A 20,962-nucleotide genomic window follows, 5' to 3' on the forward strand; every position below is an offset into this window, starting at 1 on the left:
GCGAAAAATGCGCAGAGGAGGAAATCAACTATGGAAGTAAAACAGATCATTGCGGAAATTAAGGAAAAGATGGATCAGCGAGGCGGATTAAAGCATATGTATTTTGTTGCCTGCGGTGGATCAAAGGCAGCTATTTTCCCGGGACTCTACCTGATCCAGTCGGAAGCAAAAAATTTCAGTGCGACAACCTATACCAGCAATGAGTTCGTACATGCGACCCCGAAAGAATTAGATGAGAGATGTATCGCAGTCATCTGTTCTCTTAAGGCTACACCGGAGACTGTAAAAGCTGTCGAAACAGCAAATGCAGCGGGAGCAATCACAATTGCCATGACGGGAAATATGCAGACTGGTATGGCAAAGGTCGGTCAGTATGTTGTGACATATTCAAACGGAGATCATCAGGATTACAGCGACTCCAATCAGGCAAATGCGCTCCGTATCGGCTTTGAAGTTCTCCATCAGTTTGAAAACTGGGATAAATATGACAAAGCAATGGATGCGTATCAGTATATTGATGAGATCGTTTCAGAGGGAAAGAAAAACTGTCTTCCGGCTGCACAGGCATGGGCTGAAAAAGTCGAACATGAGCCGGTCTTCTATGTCCTTGCATCCGGTCCGAACTATGGAGTTGCTTATTCCATGTGCTGCTGTCACTTTATGGAGATGCAGTGGAAACATGCGGTATGCCTGCACACAGGTGAGTACTTCCATGGACCGTTTGAGACAACCGATAAGAAGCTCCCGATGATCCTGTTAATGAGTGAGGGACGTACAAGAGCGCTCGATGAGAGATGCCTGAAGTTCCTGAATACATATGCTGAGAACTTTATTATCATTGATTTTGAAAAGCTGAATGGAGGAAAAATCGATCCTTCGGTTGCAGAATTCTTCAATCCGGTTGTCATGATCCCGATTGAGCGGTATTATGTATCTCAGCTGGCAGAAAAAACAGGTCATTCAATGGATGAAAGAAGATATATGTGGAAGGTTGAGTATTAATGATAAAGGTAATTGGCATCGGAGATAATGTATGTGATCAGTATTATCCTGCAAAGATCATGTATCCGGGTGGTCAGGCCATGAACTTTTCTGTATATGCAAAAATGCTGGGGGCGCAGTCTGCGTACCTCGGCGTTTTTGGAAAGGACAGAGTGGCAGAACACATTATTTCTGTTCTTGATGAGATCGGGGTCGATCATTCCAGATGCAGGCAATATGCCGGCGAGAATGGATACGCAAAAGTCCGGCTTGAAAATGGTGACAGACAGTTTATCATGAGCAACCGCGGAGGGATCGTAAATGAGCATCCGTTGGATCTAAAGCCGGAGGATATTTCCTATATCAGGGAATTTTCCCTTGTTCATACCAGTAATAATGGTCACTTTGATTCACAGTTAAAAAAAGTAAGAGAAACTGGAATTCCGGTTTCTTATGATTTTTCCGGTCACTGGAATGAGGAATATTATTTAAAAGAGATCGCGCCTGTTGTTGATTACGCATTTTTCTCCTGCGGAGAAATTGATGAGGAGACCGCAAAGGCAGCATGTAAGCGCTTTGTATCGGAAGGCTGTAAAATTGCAGTGGCAACTATGGGAAAACGCGGATCCCTCGCTTTTGACGGAAAAAAGTATTACAGACAGATCCCAAAGCCTGTTGATGCAATCGATACATTGGGAGCCGGAGATTCTTTTACAACTGCCTTTTTACTCTCGCTTTTAGATGGAAAAGGAATCGAGACAGCAATGGAAAAAGGAGCCGAATTTGCAGCAAAGACATGTATGGTGAGAGGCGCTTTTGGATATGGCGTTCCGTTTGAGGATCCGGAGCCTGGTGACTGCCTGTAAAAATCTGTGGATCGAACGGGGAACCTGCTCTGGAAAGAAAATTGTCCTTGCTATTTGTCTGAGCTGTTATTAAAATAGTATTGAAAAGAATTTAGACAGTGGGGGAAAATGAATGTTAAAGCAGGATGCGATGACTCCGTTGTATGTTCAGCTTATGGATACAGTGGAAAAGGATATCAAAAGCGGAAGATATAAACCGGGGGATAAGATCATGACGGAATCAGAGATGGCAAAGACGTATGGTGTCAGTCTGATCACCGTGAGAAAAGCAATCGGTTCCCTCATGGAAAAAGGACTTGTTGCTCGGAAACAGGGAAAGGGAACCTTCGTAACAAAGCCAAAGTTTTCCAGAAATATCAAACGTCTTCAGAGCTTCAGCGAGATGTGTGAGCAGATGGGAGTCGTGCCGGGGGCACATATGCTGGAAAATAAAATTGTGGATGCAGATGAAAAGATTGCGGCAAGGCTTGGAATTGAGACGGGCAGTAAAGTGATCTTTATATCACGTCTGAGATTCGCGGATTCAGAACCGGTCGTGATTGAAAAAAACTATTTTCCGTTAAAATATGCGTTCCTGTTAGAAGCTCAGTTTGAGGATAATTCCCTTTTTGATTATTTAAAAGAGAAAGCAGAAATGCAGGTTACAAGCTCGGAAAAACTGATCGAGCTTTGCAGAGCAACACAGGAGGAAGCAAAATTACTCGAAGTCCGAAAGGGCGACTATCTGATGTTCGTTAGAAGTACAGCATACGATCAGGAGAATGAGCCATTGTATGCGGGAATTCAGATCATAAATGGGGATCGATTCTCTCTGTATGTATATGAGACAAATGGGGAGCATTGACCATTCAGGAAAAGACCGCTGTTTTCACAGAGCGATTTGTGGAAACAGTGGTCTTTTTTAATGAAAAAATTGATATGTGTCTGCAGGCAAATGGAGATTGCAGAGGTCATAGTGAGAATGGGGTGGGTTACATTTTTATTGATTTGTATATTGACTGATGGTAAAATAATAACAGATAATATATTATATATTTTGAATGTAATCATGTAAAAATAGATAAAATATTATCTAATAAATGTACGAAAAACGAAATCGAAAGTGGGAAAGACTATGGAAGGTTTTATATGGGAGACAGCGGAAGAACTGGATCTGAAGTTGGCGCAGAGGGTTCGCAATATTAGAAAACGGCGTTCAATCTCGCAGGAGAAGCTGGCGTCGATGAGCGGTGTGAGTTATGGTTCTGTTAAAAGATTCGAGTCTACCGGTCAGATATCCTTGTTGTCTCTGACGAAAATCGCAATGGCACTGGATATTGCGGATGAACTCAGGAATATTTTTTCGCAGGTACCATACAGAGACATAAAGGAGGTCATAAATGAAACAAGATAATGCGCTGCAGGTGTATTATGATGAAAAACTTGTGGGGACATTGGCCATGACAGCAAATCGAAAAGCAGCATTTCAGTACACCGATGAATGGCTGGAACATGGATTTTCGATCAGCCCGTTCTCGCTGCCGTTAAAAAAGCAGGTGTTTGTGCCCACAAAGGATTATTTTGGCGGCCTTTATGGCGTGTTTGCGGACAGTCTTCCGGATAATTGGGGAAGATTGCTGCTAAATCGTCTGCTTCGTGAGCATAAACAGGATCCGGATAAACTGACGGTTTTAGACCGACTGGCAATCGTTGGAAAATCAGGAATGGGTGCGTTGACGTATTATCCGGAAAGAAAATTTCCAGAGCAGCGGGATAATCCTGACCTGGATGAACTGGCGCGGGAGTGTCAGAAAATATTGAACACAGAATATACAGACAAACTTGACGAATTGTACCGGCTTGGAGGAACGAGCGGAGGAACAAGGCCGAAGATCATGACTTCGATTGGAAATGAAGAGTGGATCATAAAATTTCCGGCCCATGTAGATGGAAAAGATGCGGGAAAAATGGAGTATGATTATTCATGCTGTGCCCGGAAATGTGAAATTACGATGAGTGAGACAAAGTTGTTCCCATCTGGAATCTGTAAAGGCTATTTTGGAACCAGGCGGTTTGACAGAGTCCCTGATCAAAATGGAATAAAGCGAGTCCATATGCTGACAGCAGCAGCGCTTCTCGAACTGGACTTTGAACAGCCGAGTCTTGATTACCACAGTCTGATGAAACTTACGAAGATATTGACGAAGGATCATTATGCGGATGTGGAAAGTATGTTTCGAAGAATGTGTTTTAATGTTTTTGCGCATAACAGAGATGACCACTCAAAAAATTTCACCTATTTGTATGATGAAGAAAAAGATCAGTGGAGACTGAGCCCTGCATACGATCTTACTTATAGTAATACGTACTATGGGGAACACACAACGACCGTTGACGGAAATGGAAAAGATCCGGGAAGAAAAGAATTATTAGCTGTTGGCATTACGGCTGGAATGAAGAAGAACCGGTGTATGGAAATTATTGATGAGATCGAGAGGTGTGTGGGAGAGATGCTTGGCGACTACCTATAGAATGCGTTCTACGATGAGCCTGAAAAGTTACAATGTGTCAATGAAATACACAATTAATTCACAAAAAAATTAGCACTCGCCTCTTGACAGTGCTAATAATATGTGTTATATTACATGCAGAACAAAGGAAGAGAGAAAAAATCAAAGGATCTCAAGGAGTTCCCAAGATTGGAAAATCTTCTGAAGTTCTTTCAGATAGATGACAAACAAGAAAACAGGAATTCTGATTGGAGGAATGATTTATGTATATGCCGAGTATTTTTGGAGAAAGTTTATTTGATAATATGTTCCCGTTTGATGAGAAGTTCTTTACAGAAAAGAAGGATCCGCTGTATGGTAAGAATGTATCCAGACTGATGAAGACAGATGTCAGAGAGACAGAAAAGACGTATGAGCTTGATATCGATCTTCCGGGATTTAAGAAAGATGAGATTCAGATTGAACTGAAGGATGGTTATCTGACCGTCAGTGCCGAGAAAGGTCTTGATAAGGACGAGGAAGATAAGAAAGGCAAATACATCCGCAAGGAACGTTATGCAGGTGCTCTGAGCAGAACCTTCTATCTTGGCGAGGAGATTCGGGAAGAGGAGATTAAGGCGAAATTCGAAAACGGTATCCTGAGTGTATCGATTCCGAAAGAGGAAGAGAAGAAGGTTGAAGGTCCGAAGCACATTTCCATCGAAGGGTGATCTGACAGTCCCGAGCGGTAACGATACAGAAACGTATGCGAAGCTGCCACGTATCTGAAAGATTAAGCCGCCCGGCGGATGAAAATTTCGCTGGGCGGTATTACTGACAACAAACACAACAAGTACTTCAGAATTGAAGGGAGGCTTGCGATCATGAATATCAGCAAATTTACACAGAAATCAGTGGAAGCAGTCCAAAACTGCGAGAAGCTGGCTTATGAATATGGAAATCAGCAGATCGACCAGGAACATCTCCTGGTGAGTCTGTTAAAATTAGATGACAGCCTGATCTTAAAGCTGATCACGAAGATGGGAATCTCCGGTGAGCAGTTTACAGATGAGGCGGAAGCAGCACTTAAAAAGCTGCCGAAGGTATCCGGAGGCGGACAGGTCTATCTGACCCAGGATCTTAATAAAGTCCTGATTGATGCCGAGGATGAGGCAAAGGCGATGGGAGACGAATATGTTTCCGTTGAGCATCTGTTCTTATGCCTGTTAAAACAGCCGAACAAGGCTATGAAGGAACTGTTCCGTACTTATGGGATCGACCGGAATAAATTCTTACAGGCTCTGTCCACGGTCCGCGGCAACCAGAGAGTTACCAGCGATAATCCGGAGGCAACCTACGATACCTTAAATAAATATGGTTCCGACCTTGTAGAAAAGGCAAGAGATCAGAAGATGGACCCGGTGATCGGCCGTGACGCCGAGATCCGGAATGTGATCCGGATCCTTTCCAGAAAAACGAAAAACAACCCGGTTCTGATCGGTGAACCTGGTGTTGGTAAAACCGCCGTTGTAGAAGGTCTTGCACAGCGTATCGTCCGAGGTGATGTACCGGAAGGCTTAAAAGACAAGAAATTATTCTCGCTGGATATGGGTGCCCTTGTTGCGGGCGCGAAATACCGCGGTGAGTTTGAGGAACGTTTAAAAGCCGTTCTCGATGAGGTGAGAAAGAGCGAGGGACAGATCATTTTGTTCATTGATGAGCTTCACACCATCGTCGGAGCCGGAAAGACGGAAGGCTCCATGGATGCCGGCAATATGTTAAAGCCGATGCTTGCCCGTGGTGAATTGCACTGTATCGGTGCGACAACTCTGGATGAGTACCGGAAATATATTGAGAAGGATCCGGCTCTGGAACGTCGTTTCCAGCCGGTTATGGTTGATGAGCCGACGGTCGAGGATACGATCTCGATCCTTCGTGGACTGAAGGACCGTTATGAGGTTTATCACGGCGTAAAGATCACCGATTCCGCTCTTGTAGCGGCGGCAACTCTTTCCAACCGTTATATCAGCGACCGTTTCCTTCCGGATAAGGCCATTGACCTCGTGGATGAAGCCTGCGCAATGATCAAGACGGAGCTCGATTCCATGCCGACGGAGCTGGATGAACTCTCCAGAAAGATCATGCAGCTTGAGATCGAGGAGGCGGCTCTTAAGAAAGAGACAGACCATTTAAGTCAGGAACGCCTTGTGGATCTTCAGAAGGAGCTGGCGGAGCTCCATGACCAGTTCGCGACTCAGAAGGCTCAGTGGCAGAACGAGAAGGCGACGGTTGATAAGCTTTCCTCCATCCGTGAGGAGATCGAGGCAGTCCATCGTCAGATCCAGGATGCACAGCAGAAATATGATCTGAATAAGGCAGCAGAGCTCCAGTATGGTAAGCTTCCGCAGCTTGAAAAAGAGTTGAAGGAAGAGGAGGAGAAGGTAAAGAACGCAGATCTGAGCCTTGTCCATGAGAGCGTTACCGAAGATGAGATCGCAAGGATCATCTCCCGCTGGACCGGTATCCCGGTTGCAAAGCTCACGGAGAGCGAGAGAAATAAGACTCTTCATCTGGACGATGAGCTCCACAAACGTGTTGTCGGTCAGGATGAGGCAGTCGAGAAGGTTACAGACGCGATCATCCGTTCCAAGGCCGGGATCAAGGATCCGACAAAGCCGATCGGTTCCTTCCTGTTCCTCGGACCTACCGGTGTCGGCAAGACAGAGCTTGCAAAGACACTTGCGGCAAGTCTGTTCGATGATGAGAACAACATGGTCCGGATCGATATGAGTGAATACATGGAGAAATACTCCGTATCCCGTCTGATCGGAGCGCCGCCAGGATATGTCGGATACGATGAGGGCGGTCAGCTCACAGAGGCAGTCCGCAGAAAACCGTATTGTGTCGTTTTGTTTGATGAGATCGAGAAGGCACATCCGGATGTATTCAATGTTCTGCTCCAGGTCCTCGATGACGGACGTATCACAGATTCCATGGGCAAGACCGTGGATTTCAAGAATACGATCATTATCCTGACCTCCAATATCGGTTCCCAGTATCTGCTTGACGGTATCGATGAGAATGGGGATATTAAGCCGGAGGCAAAGGCTGAGGTCATGAACGATCTGCGTGCCCACTTCCGTCCGGAGTTCTTAAACCGTCTTGATGAGACGATCCTCTTCAAGCCGCTCACAAAGAACAACATCGGAAGCATCATCGATCTGCTTGTTGCCGATATCAACAAACGTCTGGCGGATAAAGAGCTTGTGGTTGCACTTTCCGATACTGCAAAGCAGTTTATCGTGGACAACGGTTATGATCCGGTATACGGCGCAAGACCGCTTAAGAGATATCTGCAGAAGAATGTGGAGACTCTGGCAGCCCGCCTGATCCTGTCGGATGGTGTCCATACCGGAGATACGATCAAGATCGACGTGGTCGACGGAAAGCTCAACGCGTCTGCGGAGAGAGGAACAAAAGAATAATCAGAAAACTGGATTCCGGGCGGGTGCTTTGAAAGGCAGTCCGGAACCCGGATAAAAGAAAAACGTAACTATTCAGTACCTTCATAGTTACACGCAAAAATCTATTCCAGATCAGCTTCGCTGATGGGATTTTTGCCCTCCAGCCTATGTTTTCTTACGGTCAGCGCAGCAAGTGCGCAGACCTACTGAACAGTTACAGAAAAACTTCATCTCTGGAAACCTTCAGACTGATATCACAGCCTGAAAAAATTCCGGAGATGAAGTTTTTTTGTGCGACAGAAGTGACTTTTAGTGCGTCTCTCCTCCGACCACTTTGATATCCTGCTCATATTCAACAGCGGCCTTCACAGCCGCTTCCAATGCAGCCGTAATATCCGCAATGGCCATAGACGGGGTCGCCGGTTTATTGACAACCTGGGAAACGGCATACGGAACGTGGATAAAGCCACCGCGTACATTTGGAAATTCCTTTTGGATATAGTATAAAATTCCATACATGACATGGTTGCAGATATAGGTTCCTGCGGTGTTGGAGAGGGTAGAAGGATAACCGGCGTTCCTGATCTCCTGAACCATCGCCTTCACCGGAAGATTGGAGAAATAGGCAGCATCTCCGTCTGCAAAAATCGGCTCATCGATGGGCTGGTTTCCTTCGTTATCCGGGATTCTTGCATCTGTTACATTGATCGCAACACGCTCCGGAGTCACGCCGAACCGTCCGCCGGCCTGGCCGATGCTGATAACGATATCCGGGTGGAGCTCCTGCATTTTTTCATGGACTTTCGCAATGGATTTAGCGACTACGGTCGGGATCTGCAGCTTTGTGATCGTTGCCCCGGCGATCTCGTCTTTCATGGCTTTTACGGCTTCCCATGCCGGATTGATCGGTTCTCCGCCGAAGGGGTCGAACCCGGTGATCAGTACGTTCATGTAAATTCCTCACTTTCTTTAAAGCCGCCTCTGCAACGCGGGGGATTTTCAGTCCGGAAAATCCACGCCGTGATATTAACGGCATATTTTCTCAGGAGACTTATTTGACAAACAGAGTCTCCGACGTTATGATAGATAAGGATATTATACAGGAAAATAAAAGAATTCGCAAACGCAATTCCTGTACACGGACAGGAATTTTCTAATGTGCAAACACGCGAAGATGCAGATTGTCACATGCGACCGCGTGAGGCGCGAGAATGTGCCAGGCACATTTTTTGTTGAAAATCCTGTGCGATGCAGAAATGCAAAAACAGATAGAAAAGAGGAAAAATTATGTTTCGCAGAATCGGAAAAAATGATCCATGCTGGTGTGGAAGCGGGAAGCCATATTGTGAGTGCCATATGGCATTTGACCAGAAGATCAGTCGTGCCCGCTTCGCAGGCCACGAGGTTCCGTCCCACAAGATCATCAAGACACCGGCACAGATCGAGGGGATTCGTGAGAGCGGAAAACTGAATGTGGCAGTCCTTGACTATGTGGCGGAGCACATCAGAGCGGGAATTACCACGGAGGAGATCGACCAGTGGGTATACGACTTTACGACAAAGCACGGCGGGATTCCGGCACCGTTAAATTATGAGGGATTCCCGAAGAGCGTGTGCACCTCCATCAATGATCAGGTGTGCCACGGAATCCCGTCCGGGGATGTTGTCTTAAAAGACGGCGATATCATCAACGTGGATGTCTCCACGATCCTTCACGGATATTTTTCTGATTCGTCCAGAATGTTCCTGATCGGCAACGTGGATCCGGAAAAGGAAAAACTTGTCCGTGTCACGAACGAAGCTGTGGAAAAAGGTCTTGAACAGGTAAAACCGTGGGGATTCTTAGGAGATATGGGGCAGGCAGTCCATGACTATGCGAAGAAGAACGGATACACCATTGTCGAGGAAGTCGGCGGCCACGGTGTCGGCCTTGAGTTCCATGAAGACCCGTTTGTAAGCTATGTGACAAGACGGGGCGAGGAGATGCTTATGGCACCGGGGATGATCTTTACCATCGAGCCGATGATCAACATGGGCCGTCCGGATATCTTTGTGGATGACAGCAATGGCTGGACGATCTATACCGATGACAGGCTTCCGTCTGCCCAGAGGGAGATCATGGTACTCGTGACAGAGACCGGACATGAGGTCCTTGCGTGGTAGAAAAACAGGGAGAAAAACCGTTACTGTTTGCGCAAGGCGTAAACAGTGACGAAAAACCTGATGAAAAACAGGAAAATTCCTTGAATAGTATCTGAAAATTCGGTATAATATAGTCAAATAACAGTAAACGTGAGATTTGAATAAGGAGGATCGTGTATGGAGTTAAAGTATGACAAAATTCAGACGACCGGTACAGATACCCCGTTAAAAATCGTAAAGGGACATTTTGCAACGAATCATGCCCACACGAATTACTATTTTGACCTGACGACGGTAAAGAGCCGTCTGAGTGAGGCGGGAGGAATTGCCCAGGCACTCGTACATATGTATCTGTACGATATGATCGTCGATACAATCGTATGCATGGAAGGGACCGAGGTGATCGGAACGCTTCTTGCGCAGGAGCTGACAAAAGGCGGTTTCATGTCGAAGAACGCCCATAAGACGATCTACGTTATCAAACCGGAGTTCAACAGCAACAGCCAGATCGTGTTTAAGGACAATTACCGCGCAATGATCAATGGAAAGAATGTGCTGATCCTCACCGCGACCGTGACAACAGGTCTGACGATTAACAAGGCGATCGAGGGTGTCCAGTACTATGGAGGAATTATTCAGGGGATCTCCGCAGTATTCAGCGCACTTGAGAATGTCAACGGAATTCCGATCAAGTCGGTATTCGGATTAAAAGATGTTCCGGATTACCAGTACAGCGACTACAGAAACTGCCCGTTATGTAAGGAAGGAAAGAAACTGGATGCGCTGATCAATCCGTATGGATATTCAAAACTGTAAAAATAATTTGAAATAGGAGCAGCTCTGCAGGCCGGGGAAATCCCGGTGTCTGCAGAGCTTTTTCTTTTAACAGGGAACTCCGATGAATTCCCAGTTAAATAAAAAGGCACTGACGAGCCAGCGATGTTACATAACTCTGGTTCATACAAGATATAAAAAGAAACTACTTGCAATTTCTGACAAAGTGCTTATAATAAAACATAGTAACATTGCTGAAGGGCAACTGGAAAGGAGACGCAAAGATATGACGAATCTTATTCTACTCGCAGTCGTGATTCGAATTATCGTCAGCATTATCGTCGTGGACGGGAATGCTTATTTGCGTTATACTGAATCCGGGATTGCCTGATAGAAACTTGAAAGAACAAGTTACGAAAGAAAGCAAAGCCTTACAGTGTAACGCTGTAAGGCTTTTTTATACCTGAATTTTGATACGGACATTTGTCCGTACCGAAAAAAGAAAAGACGGGAATGTCTGACAGAGTCGGACATTCTGAAAGAAATAAGATGAGGGGAAAAACAGCTATGAAAATGAACGGAGCGCGGATCCTGGTGGAAGAGCTGATCCATCAGGGCGTGAGAGTGGTCTTCGGATATCCGGGGGGCGCAGTGCTTGATATCTATAACGAACTCTATCTTGCGTCTGACCGTATCGGACATGTCTTAGCGGCCCATGAGCAGGGAGCTGCCCATGCCGCTGACGGATATGCGAGAGCAAGCGGAAAGACCGGCGTGGTCCTGGCGACAAGCGGTCCCGGTGCTACAAATCTGGTGACAGGGATCGCGAATGCCTACCTCGATTCCGTACCGATGGTCGCGATCACAGGAAACGTCGCGGTAAACAGTCTCGGAAAGGATTCTTTCCAGGAGGTGGATATCGTCGGGATCACACAGCCGGTAGTAAAACACAACTTCATGGTCCGGGACATTAAGGATCTTCAGAAGACGATTATTGAAGCCTTCGAGATCGCGAATTCCGGACGTAAGGGACCGGTTCTCATTGATATTCCGAAGAACGTCCAGTCTGCGGAATACGAGTATGTGGAGGACTTAAAAGTCCCAAGTGTTGTAAAGAAGCCGAGAAAGTCCGAGTGCGGAGACATTGGTGAAGTTGTTGAGATGATCAAAAAGGCGAAAAAGCCGTTTATCTACGCAGGCGGCGGTGTCGTGGCAGCAGGAGCCCAGAAAGAAGTCCTGGAGCTCTCAAAACGGGTCGACGCGGCGATCGGTCTTTCGATGATGGGAATCACCTCCGTTCCGGCCTCCTATCCGCTGAATCTTGGAATGTGCGGCATGCACGGAAAATATCCGTCCATCAAGGCCCAGTCCGAATGTGATCTGCTTCTGGCAGTTGGTGTTAGATTCTCCGACCGCGCGACAGGTGACTTAAACGAGTACACAAAGAAATGTATGACGGTCCATATCGATATCGACCGCGCGGAGATCGGAAAGAACGTCAGCCCTGACGTGAGCCTCTGGGGCGATGTGAAGGAGATCCTTACGAAGATTCTGGAAGCGCTCCCGGAAGAACGGCATCCGGAGTGGGTGAGTGAGCTTGAGGGCTATAAGAACGAGATGATCCTCCCGGCACCGAAACCTTACGGACCGGAAGCCATCATCGAGGAAGTTCACAGACATTGTACCGAGGACACAGTGGTCGCTACCGACGTCGGACAGCACCAGATGTGGACCATGCAGTTCTACCCGTTTGAAAAGCCGCATACGCTTCTCACTTCCGGCGGTCTCGGAACCATGGGATACGGTCTCGGTGCAGCCATCGGCGGATGCATCGCAGCGAGAGGCAGAAGAACCGTTCTCTTCACCGGAGACGGAAGCTTCGGAATGAACTTAAACGAGATGGCAACGGCGGTAAGCCAGGAGCTTCCGATCACCATCGTCCTCTTTGACAACGATGTTCTCGGAATGGTAAGACAGTGGCAGACAATTTTCTACGACTGTCACTATTCCCAGACGATCCTGGACAGAAAGACGGACTTCCCGGCTCTGGCGAAAGCCTTCGGTGCTGACGGATACGCGGTCTACACGATGGAGGATCTAAAGAAAGCCCTTGATGTAGCTGACAAATCCCAGGGACCGGTTCTGATCGATTGTCACATTGATATGGATGAGAAAGTCCTGCCGATGATTCCGCCGGGACGATCCATCAAAGACATGATTGTGGAAGGATAAGGTGACCATGGAAAACAAAGTTGAAAAGTTTGCGGTCGCCATGATCGTAAACAACCGCTTCGGCGTTTTAAACCGCATCGCCGGTCTTTACGCAAAGCGCTGCTATAATATCGATAATATCTCTGCAGGAACGCTTGATGATCCGAATTATACAAGGATTACCATCGTCTCCACAGGAGATGAATATATGAAGGATCAGGTGGTCCGTCAGCTGGAAAAACTCATCGATGTCCGTGCTGTAACACTTTTGGAGCCGGAAAACACCGTATTTGCCCAGCATATGTACATCAAAATGCACCTGACAGGAAGCCACAGAGGTTCCAGCAAACATCAGGTACTGGATCTGATCAACGAGTACGGCGGAAAAGTCGTAGACTTCGGTGAAGAGCATCTGACAGCCGAGATTACCGGAGACAGCAAAAAAGTTGAATCTTTTATTGAAAAAGTCAGAGATTTTGGTATATTAGAACTTAGCCGGTCGGGAGAGATCGCGATCGGTTTAGGGATAGACAACACATTACGTGTCGATCACAATGAAGAATAAGGAGAAGAAAAACTATGGCAACCATGTATTATGAGAGAGATTGTAACTTATCACTTCTTGATGGAAAGAAAGTAGCCGTTATCGGTTACGGTTCCCAGGGTCATGCACACGCACTGAACTTAAGAGATTCCGGTGTTGATGTTGTAGTAGGCCTTTACGAAGGTTCCAAATCTGCTGCAAAGGCAAAAGAGGATGGCTTCACAGTTATGCTCACAGCAGACGCTGTTAAGGCAGCAGACATCATCATGATCCTTGTAAACGATGAGAAGCAGGCAGCTCTCTACAAGAAAGACATCAAAGACAACCTGACAGCAGGCAAGACACTTGCATTCGCTCACGGCTTCAACATCCACTTCAAACAGATCGTTCCGCCGGCAGATGTAAACGTTATCATGATCGCTCCGAAAGGACCGGGCCACACAGTTCGTTCCCAGTACGTTGGCGGAAAGGGTGTTCCGTGTCTCGTAGCTGTTGAGCAGGATCCGAGCGGAAACTCCATGGAAGTTGCTAAAGCATACGCTGCAGGCATCGGCGGAGCAAGAGGCGGTATCCTCGAGACAACATTTAAGGAAGAGACAGAGACAGACCTCTTCGGTGAGCAGGCAGTTCTCTGCGGCGGCGTTTGCGCATTAATGGAAGCTGGTTTCAACACACTTGTAGAAGCTGGTTACAAGCCGGAGAACGCATACTTCGAGTGCATCCACGAGATGAAACTGATCGTAGACCTGATCTTCAACGCTGGTTTCGAGGGAATGAGATACTCCATCTCCGATACTGCTGAGTATGGTGACTATGTAAGCGGTAAGAGAATCATCGGCGACGAAGCTAAGAAGGCTATGAAGCAGGTATTAACAGAGATCCAGGATGGTACATTCGCTAAGAACTGGATCCTTGAGAACCAGGTTGGCAGAACAACCTTCAACGCAGCAAGAGCAGCACACGCTGATACACTTGCAGCTAAGACAGGCCGCGAGTTAAGAGCAAAGATGGGCTGGAAGCAGACACAGGATCTTGACGAGGCTAAATAGTCGCGTAGGAAAATGAGCAGTGCAAAGGCGGCGGGGAAAGATTCACGTTGTGCTTGCACATAAGTGAATCTTTGCCGACGGCTTTATAGGGCGAATGCCCGCGCACGAACGGACGCAAGTCCGTGAGTGTGCCACTGCGGACTAGCGGAAAACGCAAGTCCGCGAGTGTGGCACTGCGGGGCAGCGAAACCCTAAAAAATTCTTCAGGGCCAGGCATCACCGCCTGGCTCTGGATTTCATAAGGAGAAAAACAATGAATTCAGATAAAGTAAAAGCAGGCGTAGAACATGCGCCGCACCGTTCCCTTTTAAAGGCAGACGGATACAACGATGAGCAGATGCGCCGCCCGTTCGTCGGCGTCGTAAACTCTTTCAACGAGATCGCTCCGGGTCATATGCACTTACAGAACATCGCACGTGCCGTAAAGGACGGTGTTCTCGCTGCAGGCGGAACCCCGATGGAGTTCGATACGATCGGTGTCTGTGATGGTATCGCCATGGGACATGACGGAATGCATTTCTCTTTGAGCTCCCGTGAGCTGATCGCTGATACCATCGAATGTATGGTAAAGGCACACTGCTTTGATGCTCTCGTATTTATCCCGAACTGTGATAAGATCGTTCCGGGTATGTTAATGGCAGCAATGCGTCTGAACCTTCCGTGTATCTTCGTGTCCGGCGGTCCGATGCTCTCCATCAACCAGAGAGACTTAAATACTGTATTTGAGGCTGTCGGCGCAAGAAAAGCAAACCTGATCAACGATGAGGAACTCGCTGAGATCGAGGGAAGCTCCTGCCCGGGCTGCGGTTCCTGTTCCGGTATGTTCACCGCAAACTCCATGAACTGCTTAACAGAAGTTCTTGGTCTCGGACTTCCGGGAAATGGTACGATCCCGGCTGTATACGCAGAGCGTATCCGCCTTGCAAAGACAGCTGGTATGCAGGTTATGAAGCTGCTTGCCGATGATATCCGTCCGCGTGATATCGTAACACCGGCAGCATTCGAGAACGCGCTGACAACCGATATGGCTCTCGGCTGCTCCACAAACTCCGCACTTCATCTTCTTGCGATCGCTCACGAGGCTGATATCGCTCTTGACCTTCATATGATCAACGACATCAGTGAGCATACTCCGAACCTGTGCCATCTTGCACCGGCCGGACATCACCACATGCAGGATCTGATGGAAGCAGGCGGAATCTCCGCAGTATTAAAAGAGCTTCTCGATGCAGGAATGATCCAGGGACAGTGCAAGACTGTAACAGGAAAGACGGTTGCTGAGAACGTTGCACATGCAGTAAACCGCAATCCGGAAGTTATCCGTCCGATCGACAATCCGTACACAAAGACAGGCGGACTTGCCGTTCTTTTCGGAAACCTTGCTCCGAACGGCGCGATCGTAAAACGTTCCGCTGTAAAACCGGAGATGTTAGTCAACACCGGTACTGCAAAGTGCTTTGACTCCGAGGAAGAGGCGATCGCTGCGATCTACGCAGGAAAGATCGTTCCGGGCGACATCGTTGTCATCCGTTACGAGGGACCGGCAGGCGGCCCGGGAATGAGAGAGATGCTCTCCCCGACATCCGCGATCGTTGGCATGAAACTCGATACGACCGTTGCTCTCCTGACAGATGGCCGTTTCTCCGGCGCATCCTGTGGTGCAGCAATCGGACATATCTCTCCGGAGGCAGCTGCAGGCGGCCCGATCGCTTACATCAAGGACGGCGACAAGATCGCGATCGACATCCCAAACTACAGCTTAAAGCTTCTCGTTTCTGATGAAGAGATGGAAGAGAGAAAGAAGACCATGAAGATCCGTGAGCCGAAGAAGCTGACCGGATACTTAAAACGCTACGCAAAGAACGTATCCTCCGCAGATAAAGGTGCGATCGTAGAGTAGGCGAAGGATTCATAGGGCGGACGCCCGAAGCTTCCTGACCGCGAAAGCAGACAAGAAGATGTACATCGAAATTGAAGAAAATGAAAAAGGGCGGCGGGCTTGTTGAGAAGCTGCGCCGTCCTTTGCATCAAGAGAGGAAACCATATGAATGAGATCGTATCAAACCTGCTCGTATACGGCAGCCTGCCGGAAGACTCGATCCTCTGGCAGCTTGCGGATATCTGCGAAAAATTAAAAAATCAGACAGAGTCCAAAGACGCACTGCGCGGACGCGTATTCCATCAGGTAAAAAATCTTCTGACGGTTGCGACAGACTATGCATTTGATAAAAATTTATGGCATAATTACCTGACCTTCCTGCTGATCACGAACGAGAATCCGTTCAGCCTCGTCTGTGAAAAGATGGGGGCTCAGGACGGAACGGTCAACAACTTTGTGACTCATGACTTTGAGATGTTTAAAAAGCTGTTCGACTATGATTTCTCCTGGATGGAAAAAGAACTTTCCATCGACTGCTTCACCCAGCTGACTCACTATAAGGCGATCCGCAAAAAAGAGCTGATGTACAATAAAAATGTCAGCGAAAAGGTGAGAAATTTAAGTGAACAGCTTGAGACGGCTGAGTCCGGAGCTGATTTCTTCAAATATGTGACGGAATTCTACAAGGACTTCGGTGTCGGCATGTTCGGTCTCAACAAGGCGTTCCGCATTGCTGAGAATGGAGACGGCTCCGTCCGCTTCCTCCCGATCAACAACATGGATGCCGTGATGCTGGACGACCTCATCGGATATGAGCTTCAGAAGAAGAAACTTGTGGAGAATACCCAGGCGTTCTGCGACGGAAAAGCGGCGAACAACGTCCTGTTGTTCGGCGACAGCGGTACCGGTAAATCCACGAGCATCAAGGCGATCGTCAACCAGTTCTATCCGCAGGGCCTGCGCATGATCGAGATCTACAAGCACCAGTTTAAGGATCTCTCGACGATCATCGCCCAGATCAAGAACCGCAATTACAAGTTCATCATCTACATGGATGATCTTTCTTTCGAAGAATTTGAGATCGAGTACAAGTTCTTAAAGGCCGTTATTGAAGGCGGCGTTGAGACGAAGCCGGACAATGTCCTGATCTATGCGACATCAAACCGCCGTCATCTGATCAAGGAGACATGGAAGGACAGAGAGGATATGGAGCACAGCGAAGATCTGCACCGTTCCGACACTATGGAAGAAAAACTCTCCCTGGTCAACCGTTTTGGACTTTCCATCTACTATGCGAAGCCGAACAAGGAAGGCTTCAACGAGATGGCGATCGCACTTGCGAGACGTGCAGGCATCACTCCGGATATCATGACGGACGAGGAGATCTGCTACGAGGCGAACCGTTTCGAGATGCGCGGCGGCGGACTTTCCGGCCGTACTGCCCAGCAGTTTGCGAATTACCTGCTCACGATCAAATAAGAATACTCACAGAGTACGAAGCCCTGGTATGGAGACATGCCGGGGCCTTTTTTGTTTAACAGGAAATTCCGAAGGAACTTCCTGTTAAACAAAAAGGCGCTACGTGCCTAAGATGCACACTCGCGCGAAGATGAAGATTGTCGCAAGCGACCGCGCTCGGCGCGAGAATGTGCCGAGGCACATTCTTTTGTATAACTGTTTCGACTCGAAAATTCGCTAAGATCCGCTAAGAGAATGCTGAAAAATATTTAGATATTTACAAAATAATAGAATATAGTCAGAAAATGACGAGCAAAAACCCGAAATCACACCTGTTTAACCTTGAATTCGACAGAAAGAAAATCGTATAATCTCTACATTCCTACCGGAGAAGATCAAAACGTGAAAGATCGCGGCGGCTATCCGAAAGGATCAGGGGAAATGAAAGAAAAAGAACGCAGAGTGTAACAGGAGGAACATTATGGCAGAATTATCAATTGCGATCGCGGATGACAACAGACAGACTTTGAATTTACTTGGCGAGATCCTGGAGAAAGAGGACGGGATCCATGTGGTTGGAAAAGCAGATAATGGCGAGGACGCATACAATATGATCGTCCGAACAAATCCGGATATTGTCCTCATGGATGTGATCATGCCGAGACTTGACGGAATTTCTGTCATGGAAAAGATAAAGAATAACACGCAGATGAAGAACCACCCTTCGTTTATCATGGTGACGGCGGCCAGCAGTCAGGATGTGACAGAGGATGCGTTCCGCCTCGGAGCGAATTATTATATCATGAAACCGTTCAACCGCGACGTGATCCTGGACAAGATCCGCAGAGTCTGCCGCGGACGGGCGAAAGCGGCGGGCAATGTACATACGGAAATGAAACGGGTACAGCCTTATCTGGACAAGGAGAACTACATGGAACAGAATCTGGAGACGGATGTGACCCAGATGCTGCATGAGATCGGGATCCCGGCACATATTAAGGGATATCAGTACCTGAGAGATGCTATCATCATGTCGGTCCGGGATACCGAGATGTTGTCTTCGGTCACGAAGATCTTATATCCGACGATCGCGAAGACCCATAAAACGACGCCGAGCCGCGTGGAGCGCGCCATCCGCCATGCGATCGAAGTGGCCTGGGGAAGAGGAGAGCTCGACACACTGAACAGCCTCTTCGGATATACGGTAAACGGCGGCAAAGGCAAACCGACAAATTCAGAATTTATTGCATTGATTGCAGACAAAATCCGACTGGATTATAAACGAATCTGAAAAATCTGAAAAAACAAAAAAGACCCACTTTCTAATTTTACAGGGATGTGTTATACTGAATCTAATAGCGGGGCACAGAGCGCTGTTCACTGGCAGGGATCTTTTGAACGGAAGATCCCGTATGATGCAGTTCTGGCTGCGGATCCTGCCGACAGGGGATGGAAAGACCGACGGGATCACGTTACCGGGTCCATATCGGTGAACGGTAACGCAAGAAAAGTGGAAGGATGGGTTATCATGAAAAAAATATTGTTTGTCGCTTCCGAAGCTGTACCTTTTATCAAGACGGGCGGACTTGCCGATGTTGTGGGTTCCTTACCGAAGTGTTTTGATAAAGAATATTTTGATGTTCGGGTCATGATCCCGAAATATCTCTGCATCAAAGATAAATTTTTGAGCAACCTTACTTATGTAAATCATTTCTATATGGACTATCTGGGACAGAGCCGTTATGTCGGGATTCTTGAATATGTTTATGAGGGGATCACCTTCTATTTTATCGACAACGAGAGCTATTTCTGGGGAGATAAGCCGTATGGAGACTGGTATTACGATCTGGAAAAATTCTCATTCTTCTCCCAGGCGGCCTTATCCGCACTCCCGGTAATCGGTTGGAGACCGGATGTGATCCACTGCCACGACTGGCAGACCGGACTGATCCCGGTATATCTGAAAGGCAGATTCGGCGAGGGCGAATTCTTCCGCGGGATCAAATCCGTTATGACGATCCACAACCTGAAATTCCAGGGCGTTTGGGATGTGAAGACGATTCAGAGATTTTCCGGTCTTCCGGACTATTTCTTTACTCCTGATAAGCTGGAAGCTTATAAAGACGGAAATATGTTAAAGGGCGGTCTCGTGTACGCGGATGCGATCACGACGGTCAGCAATACTTACGCGGAGGAGATCAAGACTCCGTTCTACGGGGAAGGACTGGACGGACTCATGCGCGCCCGCGCCAATGATCTCCGCGGTATCGTAAACGGAATCGACTACGATGTATTCAACCCGGAGACGGACCCGGATATCGTTCAGAATTATAATGCGAAGAACTTCCGAAAAGAAAAAGTCAAAAATAAACGCGCACTCCAGGAAGAGCTCGGACTTGCCAGAGATGATAAGAAATTTATGATCGGTATCGTCTCGAGACTCACGAGCCAGAAAGGTCTCGACCTGATCCAGTGCGTTATGGACGAGATCTGTACAGACGATGTCCAGTTAGTGGTCCTCGGAACCGGCGATGAGAACTATGAAAATATGTTCCGCCATTATGACTGGAAGTATCACGACAGGGTATCGGCGCAGATCTATTATTCCGAGCCGCTGTCCCACAAGATCTATGCGGCCTGCGATGCCTTCCTGATGCCTTCCTTATTTGAACCGTGCGGACTGAGCCAGCTCATGGCGCTCCGGTACGGCACGGTGCCGATTGTCCGTGAGACCGGCGGCTTAAAGGATACGGTGTGGCCGTACAACGAGTTTGAGGGAACAGGAACGGGATTCTCCTTTGCAAACTACAATGCCCACGAAATGTTAAACATCATCCGCTATGCGAAACATATCTTCTACGATAAGAAGCGGGAGTGGAACAAGATCATTGACCGGGCAATGGCTGTAGATTTTTCATGGAACAGCTCTGCAAAGAAATATCAGGAATTATACGACTGGCTGATCGGATATTAAGTTGTTCACACAATCCATTCCCGCCCACGCATCCATGTGGGCGGGAATGTCATTTACGCGAACAACGAGCCAGAGTCCGCGCTTGCGCGAGACCCTGGCGACTGTCGCGATAACAAGGGGAAACCCGCGAAGCGTGCTTTCACTTGTCTGAA

Annotated in this window: 17 protein-coding genes; 16 read left to right on the forward strand and 1 reads right to left on the reverse strand. The window is 47.7% G+C overall.

Annotation, left to right across the window (positions count from 1 at the left end; all coding sequences use genetic code 11):
• Positions 1-30: 30 nt before the first annotated feature.
• From ACXMYH_RS04090 to clpB, 7 genes are all read left to right on the forward strand, one after another.
• A complete protein-coding gene (locus ACXMYH_RS04090; RefSeq protein ID WP_117515486.1) occupies positions 31-1,002 on the forward strand; it encodes a phosphoheptose isomerase family protein in 972 nt (323 codons plus the stop codon).
• Positions 1,002-1,847 (forward strand): fructoselysine 6-kinase, encoded by an 846-nt coding sequence (locus ACXMYH_RS04095; RefSeq protein WP_486555587.1) that lies wholly within the window; start codon positions 1,002-1,004, stop codon positions 1,845-1,847. Before ACXMYH_RS04090 ends, ACXMYH_RS04095 begins: the two co-directional genes overlap by 1 nt.
• 112 nt (positions 1,848-1,959) lie before the next feature.
• Positions 1,960-2,691 carry a GntR family transcriptional regulator gene (locus ACXMYH_RS04100; RefSeq protein WP_486555588.1) on the forward strand — a complete coding sequence of 244 codons (732 nt, stop codon included), beginning with the start codon at positions 1,960-1,962 and terminating at the stop codon, positions 2,689-2,691.
• Between the two features lie 270 nt (positions 2,692-2,961).
• Entirely contained in the window at positions 2,962-3,240 is a 279-nt protein-coding gene (locus tag ACXMYH_RS04105; protein ID WP_117515492.1) for a helix-turn-helix domain-containing protein, read from the forward strand.
• Positions 3,227-4,357, forward strand: coding sequence for a type II toxin-antitoxin system HipA family toxin (locus tag ACXMYH_RS04110; RefSeq protein WP_486555589.1), 1,131 nt, complete (start codon positions 3,227-3,229; stop codon positions 4,355-4,357). Before ACXMYH_RS04105 ends, ACXMYH_RS04110 begins: the two co-directional genes overlap by 14 nt.
• Before the next feature lie 242 nt (positions 4,358-4,599).
• A complete protein-coding gene (locus tag ACXMYH_RS04115; RefSeq protein ID WP_015555115.1) occupies positions 4,600-5,046 on the forward strand; it encodes an Hsp20/alpha crystallin family protein in 447 nt (148 codons plus the stop codon).
• 153 nt (positions 5,047-5,199) lie between these two features.
• On the forward strand, positions 5,200-7,800 hold the full coding sequence (clpB, locus tag ACXMYH_RS04120) for an ATP-dependent chaperone ClpB (RefSeq protein ID WP_486555590.1): 2,601 nt from the start codon (positions 5,200-5,202) through the stop codon (positions 7,798-7,800).
• Positions 7,801-8,088: 288 nt separating this feature from the next.
• Here clpB and pcp read toward each other — a convergent pair whose 3' ends face one another.
• A complete protein-coding gene (gene pcp / locus ACXMYH_RS04125; protein ID WP_118298836.1) occupies positions 8,089-8,730 on the reverse strand; it encodes a pyroglutamyl-peptidase I in 642 nt (213 codons plus the stop codon).
• A gap of 336 nt (positions 8,731-9,066) precedes the next feature.
• Here pcp and ACXMYH_RS04130 point away from each other — a divergent pair, with 336 nt between their 5' ends.
• The 9 genes from ACXMYH_RS04130 (at position 9,067) to glgA (ending at position 20,810) form a co-directional block, all read left to right on the forward strand.
• Positions 9,067-9,942: a methionyl aminopeptidase gene (locus ACXMYH_RS04130; protein ID WP_015555112.1), complete on the forward strand. Its 876-nt coding sequence runs from the start codon at positions 9,067-9,069 to the stop codon at positions 9,940-9,942.
• Positions 9,943-10,098: 156 nt separating this feature from the next.
• Positions 10,099-10,737, forward strand: a complete 639-nt coding sequence (locus tag ACXMYH_RS04135; RefSeq protein ID WP_015555111.1) for a type I phosphoribosyltransferase — start codon at positions 10,099-10,101, stop codon at positions 10,735-10,737.
• A 525-nt stretch (positions 10,738-11,262) separates the two neighbouring features.
• Positions 11,263-12,927: a biosynthetic-type acetolactate synthase large subunit gene (gene ilvB, locus ACXMYH_RS04140; protein ID WP_118529591.1), complete on the forward strand. Its 1,665-nt coding sequence runs from the start codon at positions 11,263-11,265 to the stop codon at positions 12,925-12,927.
• A 7-nt stretch (positions 12,928-12,934) separates the two neighbouring features.
• On the forward strand, positions 12,935-13,471 hold the full coding sequence (gene ilvN / locus ACXMYH_RS04145; RefSeq protein WP_144364837.1) for an acetolactate synthase small subunit: 537 nt from the start codon (positions 12,935-12,937) through the stop codon (positions 13,469-13,471).
• A gap of 14 nt (positions 13,472-13,485) precedes the next feature.
• The gene (ilvC, locus tag ACXMYH_RS04150) at positions 13,486-14,499 is read left to right on the forward strand and encodes a ketol-acid reductoisomerase (protein WP_486555591.1); all 1,014 of its coding nucleotides are present in this window, start codon (positions 13,486-13,488) and stop codon (positions 14,497-14,499) included.
• Between the two features lie 253 nt (positions 14,500-14,752).
• Positions 14,753-16,399 (forward strand): dihydroxy-acid dehydratase, encoded by a 1,647-nt coding sequence (ilvD, locus tag ACXMYH_RS04155; protein ID WP_118322369.1) that lies wholly within the window; start codon positions 14,753-14,755, stop codon positions 16,397-16,399.
• A 144-nt stretch (positions 16,400-16,543) separates the two neighbouring features.
• Complete coding sequence (locus ACXMYH_RS04160) at positions 16,544-17,857, forward strand: ATP-binding protein (protein WP_118298850.1); 1,314 nt, start codon at positions 16,544-16,546, stop codon at positions 17,855-17,857.
• A gap of 460 nt (positions 17,858-18,317) precedes the next feature.
• Positions 18,318-19,127 carry a sporulation transcription factor Spo0A gene (gene spo0A / locus ACXMYH_RS04165; RefSeq protein WP_118298830.1) on the forward strand — a complete coding sequence of 270 codons (810 nt, stop codon included), beginning with the start codon at positions 18,318-18,320 and terminating at the stop codon, positions 19,125-19,127.
• Between the two features lie 237 nt (positions 19,128-19,364).
• Positions 19,365-20,810 carry a glycogen synthase GlgA gene (glgA, locus tag ACXMYH_RS04170; RefSeq protein WP_118529592.1) on the forward strand — a complete coding sequence of 482 codons (1,446 nt, stop codon included), beginning with the start codon at positions 19,365-19,367 and terminating at the stop codon, positions 20,808-20,810.
• Positions 20,811-20,962 lie beyond the last annotated feature (152 nt).

The organism is Pilosibacter sp. NGB245, from assembly GCF_057397225.1.

What these genes read in the sequence shown, in the direction of transcription:
- spo0A (WP_118298830.1), top strand. Translation starts at nt 18,318, where the DNA reads ATGGCAGAATTATCAATTGCGATCGCGGATGACAACAGACAGACTTTG.
- ilvN (WP_144364837.1), top strand. Translation starts at nt 12,935, where the DNA reads ATGGAAAACAAAGTTGAAAAGTTTGCGGTCGCCATGATCGTAAACAAC.
- clpB (WP_486555590.1), top strand. Translation starts at nt 5,200, where the DNA reads ATGAATATCAGCAAATTTACACAGAAATCAGTGGAAGCAGTCCAAAAC.
- glgA (WP_118529592.1), top strand. Translation starts at nt 19,365, where the DNA reads ATGAAAAAAATATTGTTTGTCGCTTCCGAAGCTGTACCTTTTATCAAG.
- ACXMYH_RS04160 (WP_118298850.1), top strand. Translation starts at nt 16,544, where the DNA reads ATGAATGAGATCGTATCAAACCTGCTCGTATACGGCAGCCTGCCGGAA.
- ACXMYH_RS04095 (WP_486555587.1), top strand. Translation starts at nt 1,002, where the DNA reads ATGATAAAGGTAATTGGCATCGGAGATAATGTATGTGATCAGTATTAT.
- pcp (WP_118298836.1), bottom strand. Translation starts at nt 8,730, where the DNA reads ATGAACGTACTGATCACCGGGTTCGACCCCTTCGGCGGAGAACCGATC.
- ilvC (WP_486555591.1), top strand. Translation starts at nt 13,486, where the DNA reads ATGGCAACCATGTATTATGAGAGAGATTGTAACTTATCACTTCTTGAT.
- ACXMYH_RS04130 (WP_015555112.1), top strand. Translation starts at nt 9,067, where the DNA reads ATGTTTCGCAGAATCGGAAAAAATGATCCATGCTGGTGTGGAAGCGGG.
- ilvB (WP_118529591.1), top strand. Translation starts at nt 11,263, where the DNA reads ATGAAAATGAACGGAGCGCGGATCCTGGTGGAAGAGCTGATCCATCAG.
- ACXMYH_RS04110 (WP_486555589.1), top strand. Translation starts at nt 3,227, where the DNA reads ATGAAACAAGATAATGCGCTGCAGGTGTATTATGATGAAAAACTTGTG.
- ilvD (WP_118322369.1), top strand. Translation starts at nt 14,753, where the DNA reads ATGAATTCAGATAAAGTAAAAGCAGGCGTAGAACATGCGCCGCACCGT.
- ACXMYH_RS04090 (WP_117515486.1), top strand. Translation starts at nt 31, where the DNA reads ATGGAAGTAAAACAGATCATTGCGGAAATTAAGGAAAAGATGGATCAG.
- ACXMYH_RS04115 (WP_015555115.1), top strand. Translation starts at nt 4,600, where the DNA reads ATGTATATGCCGAGTATTTTTGGAGAAAGTTTATTTGATAATATGTTC.
- ACXMYH_RS04135 (WP_015555111.1), top strand. Translation starts at nt 10,099, where the DNA reads ATGGAGTTAAAGTATGACAAAATTCAGACGACCGGTACAGATACCCCG.
- ACXMYH_RS04100 (WP_486555588.1), top strand. Translation starts at nt 1,960, where the DNA reads ATGTTAAAGCAGGATGCGATGACTCCGTTGTATGTTCAGCTTATGGAT.
- ACXMYH_RS04105 (WP_117515492.1), top strand. Translation starts at nt 2,962, where the DNA reads ATGGAAGGTTTTATATGGGAGACAGCGGAAGAACTGGATCTGAAGTTG.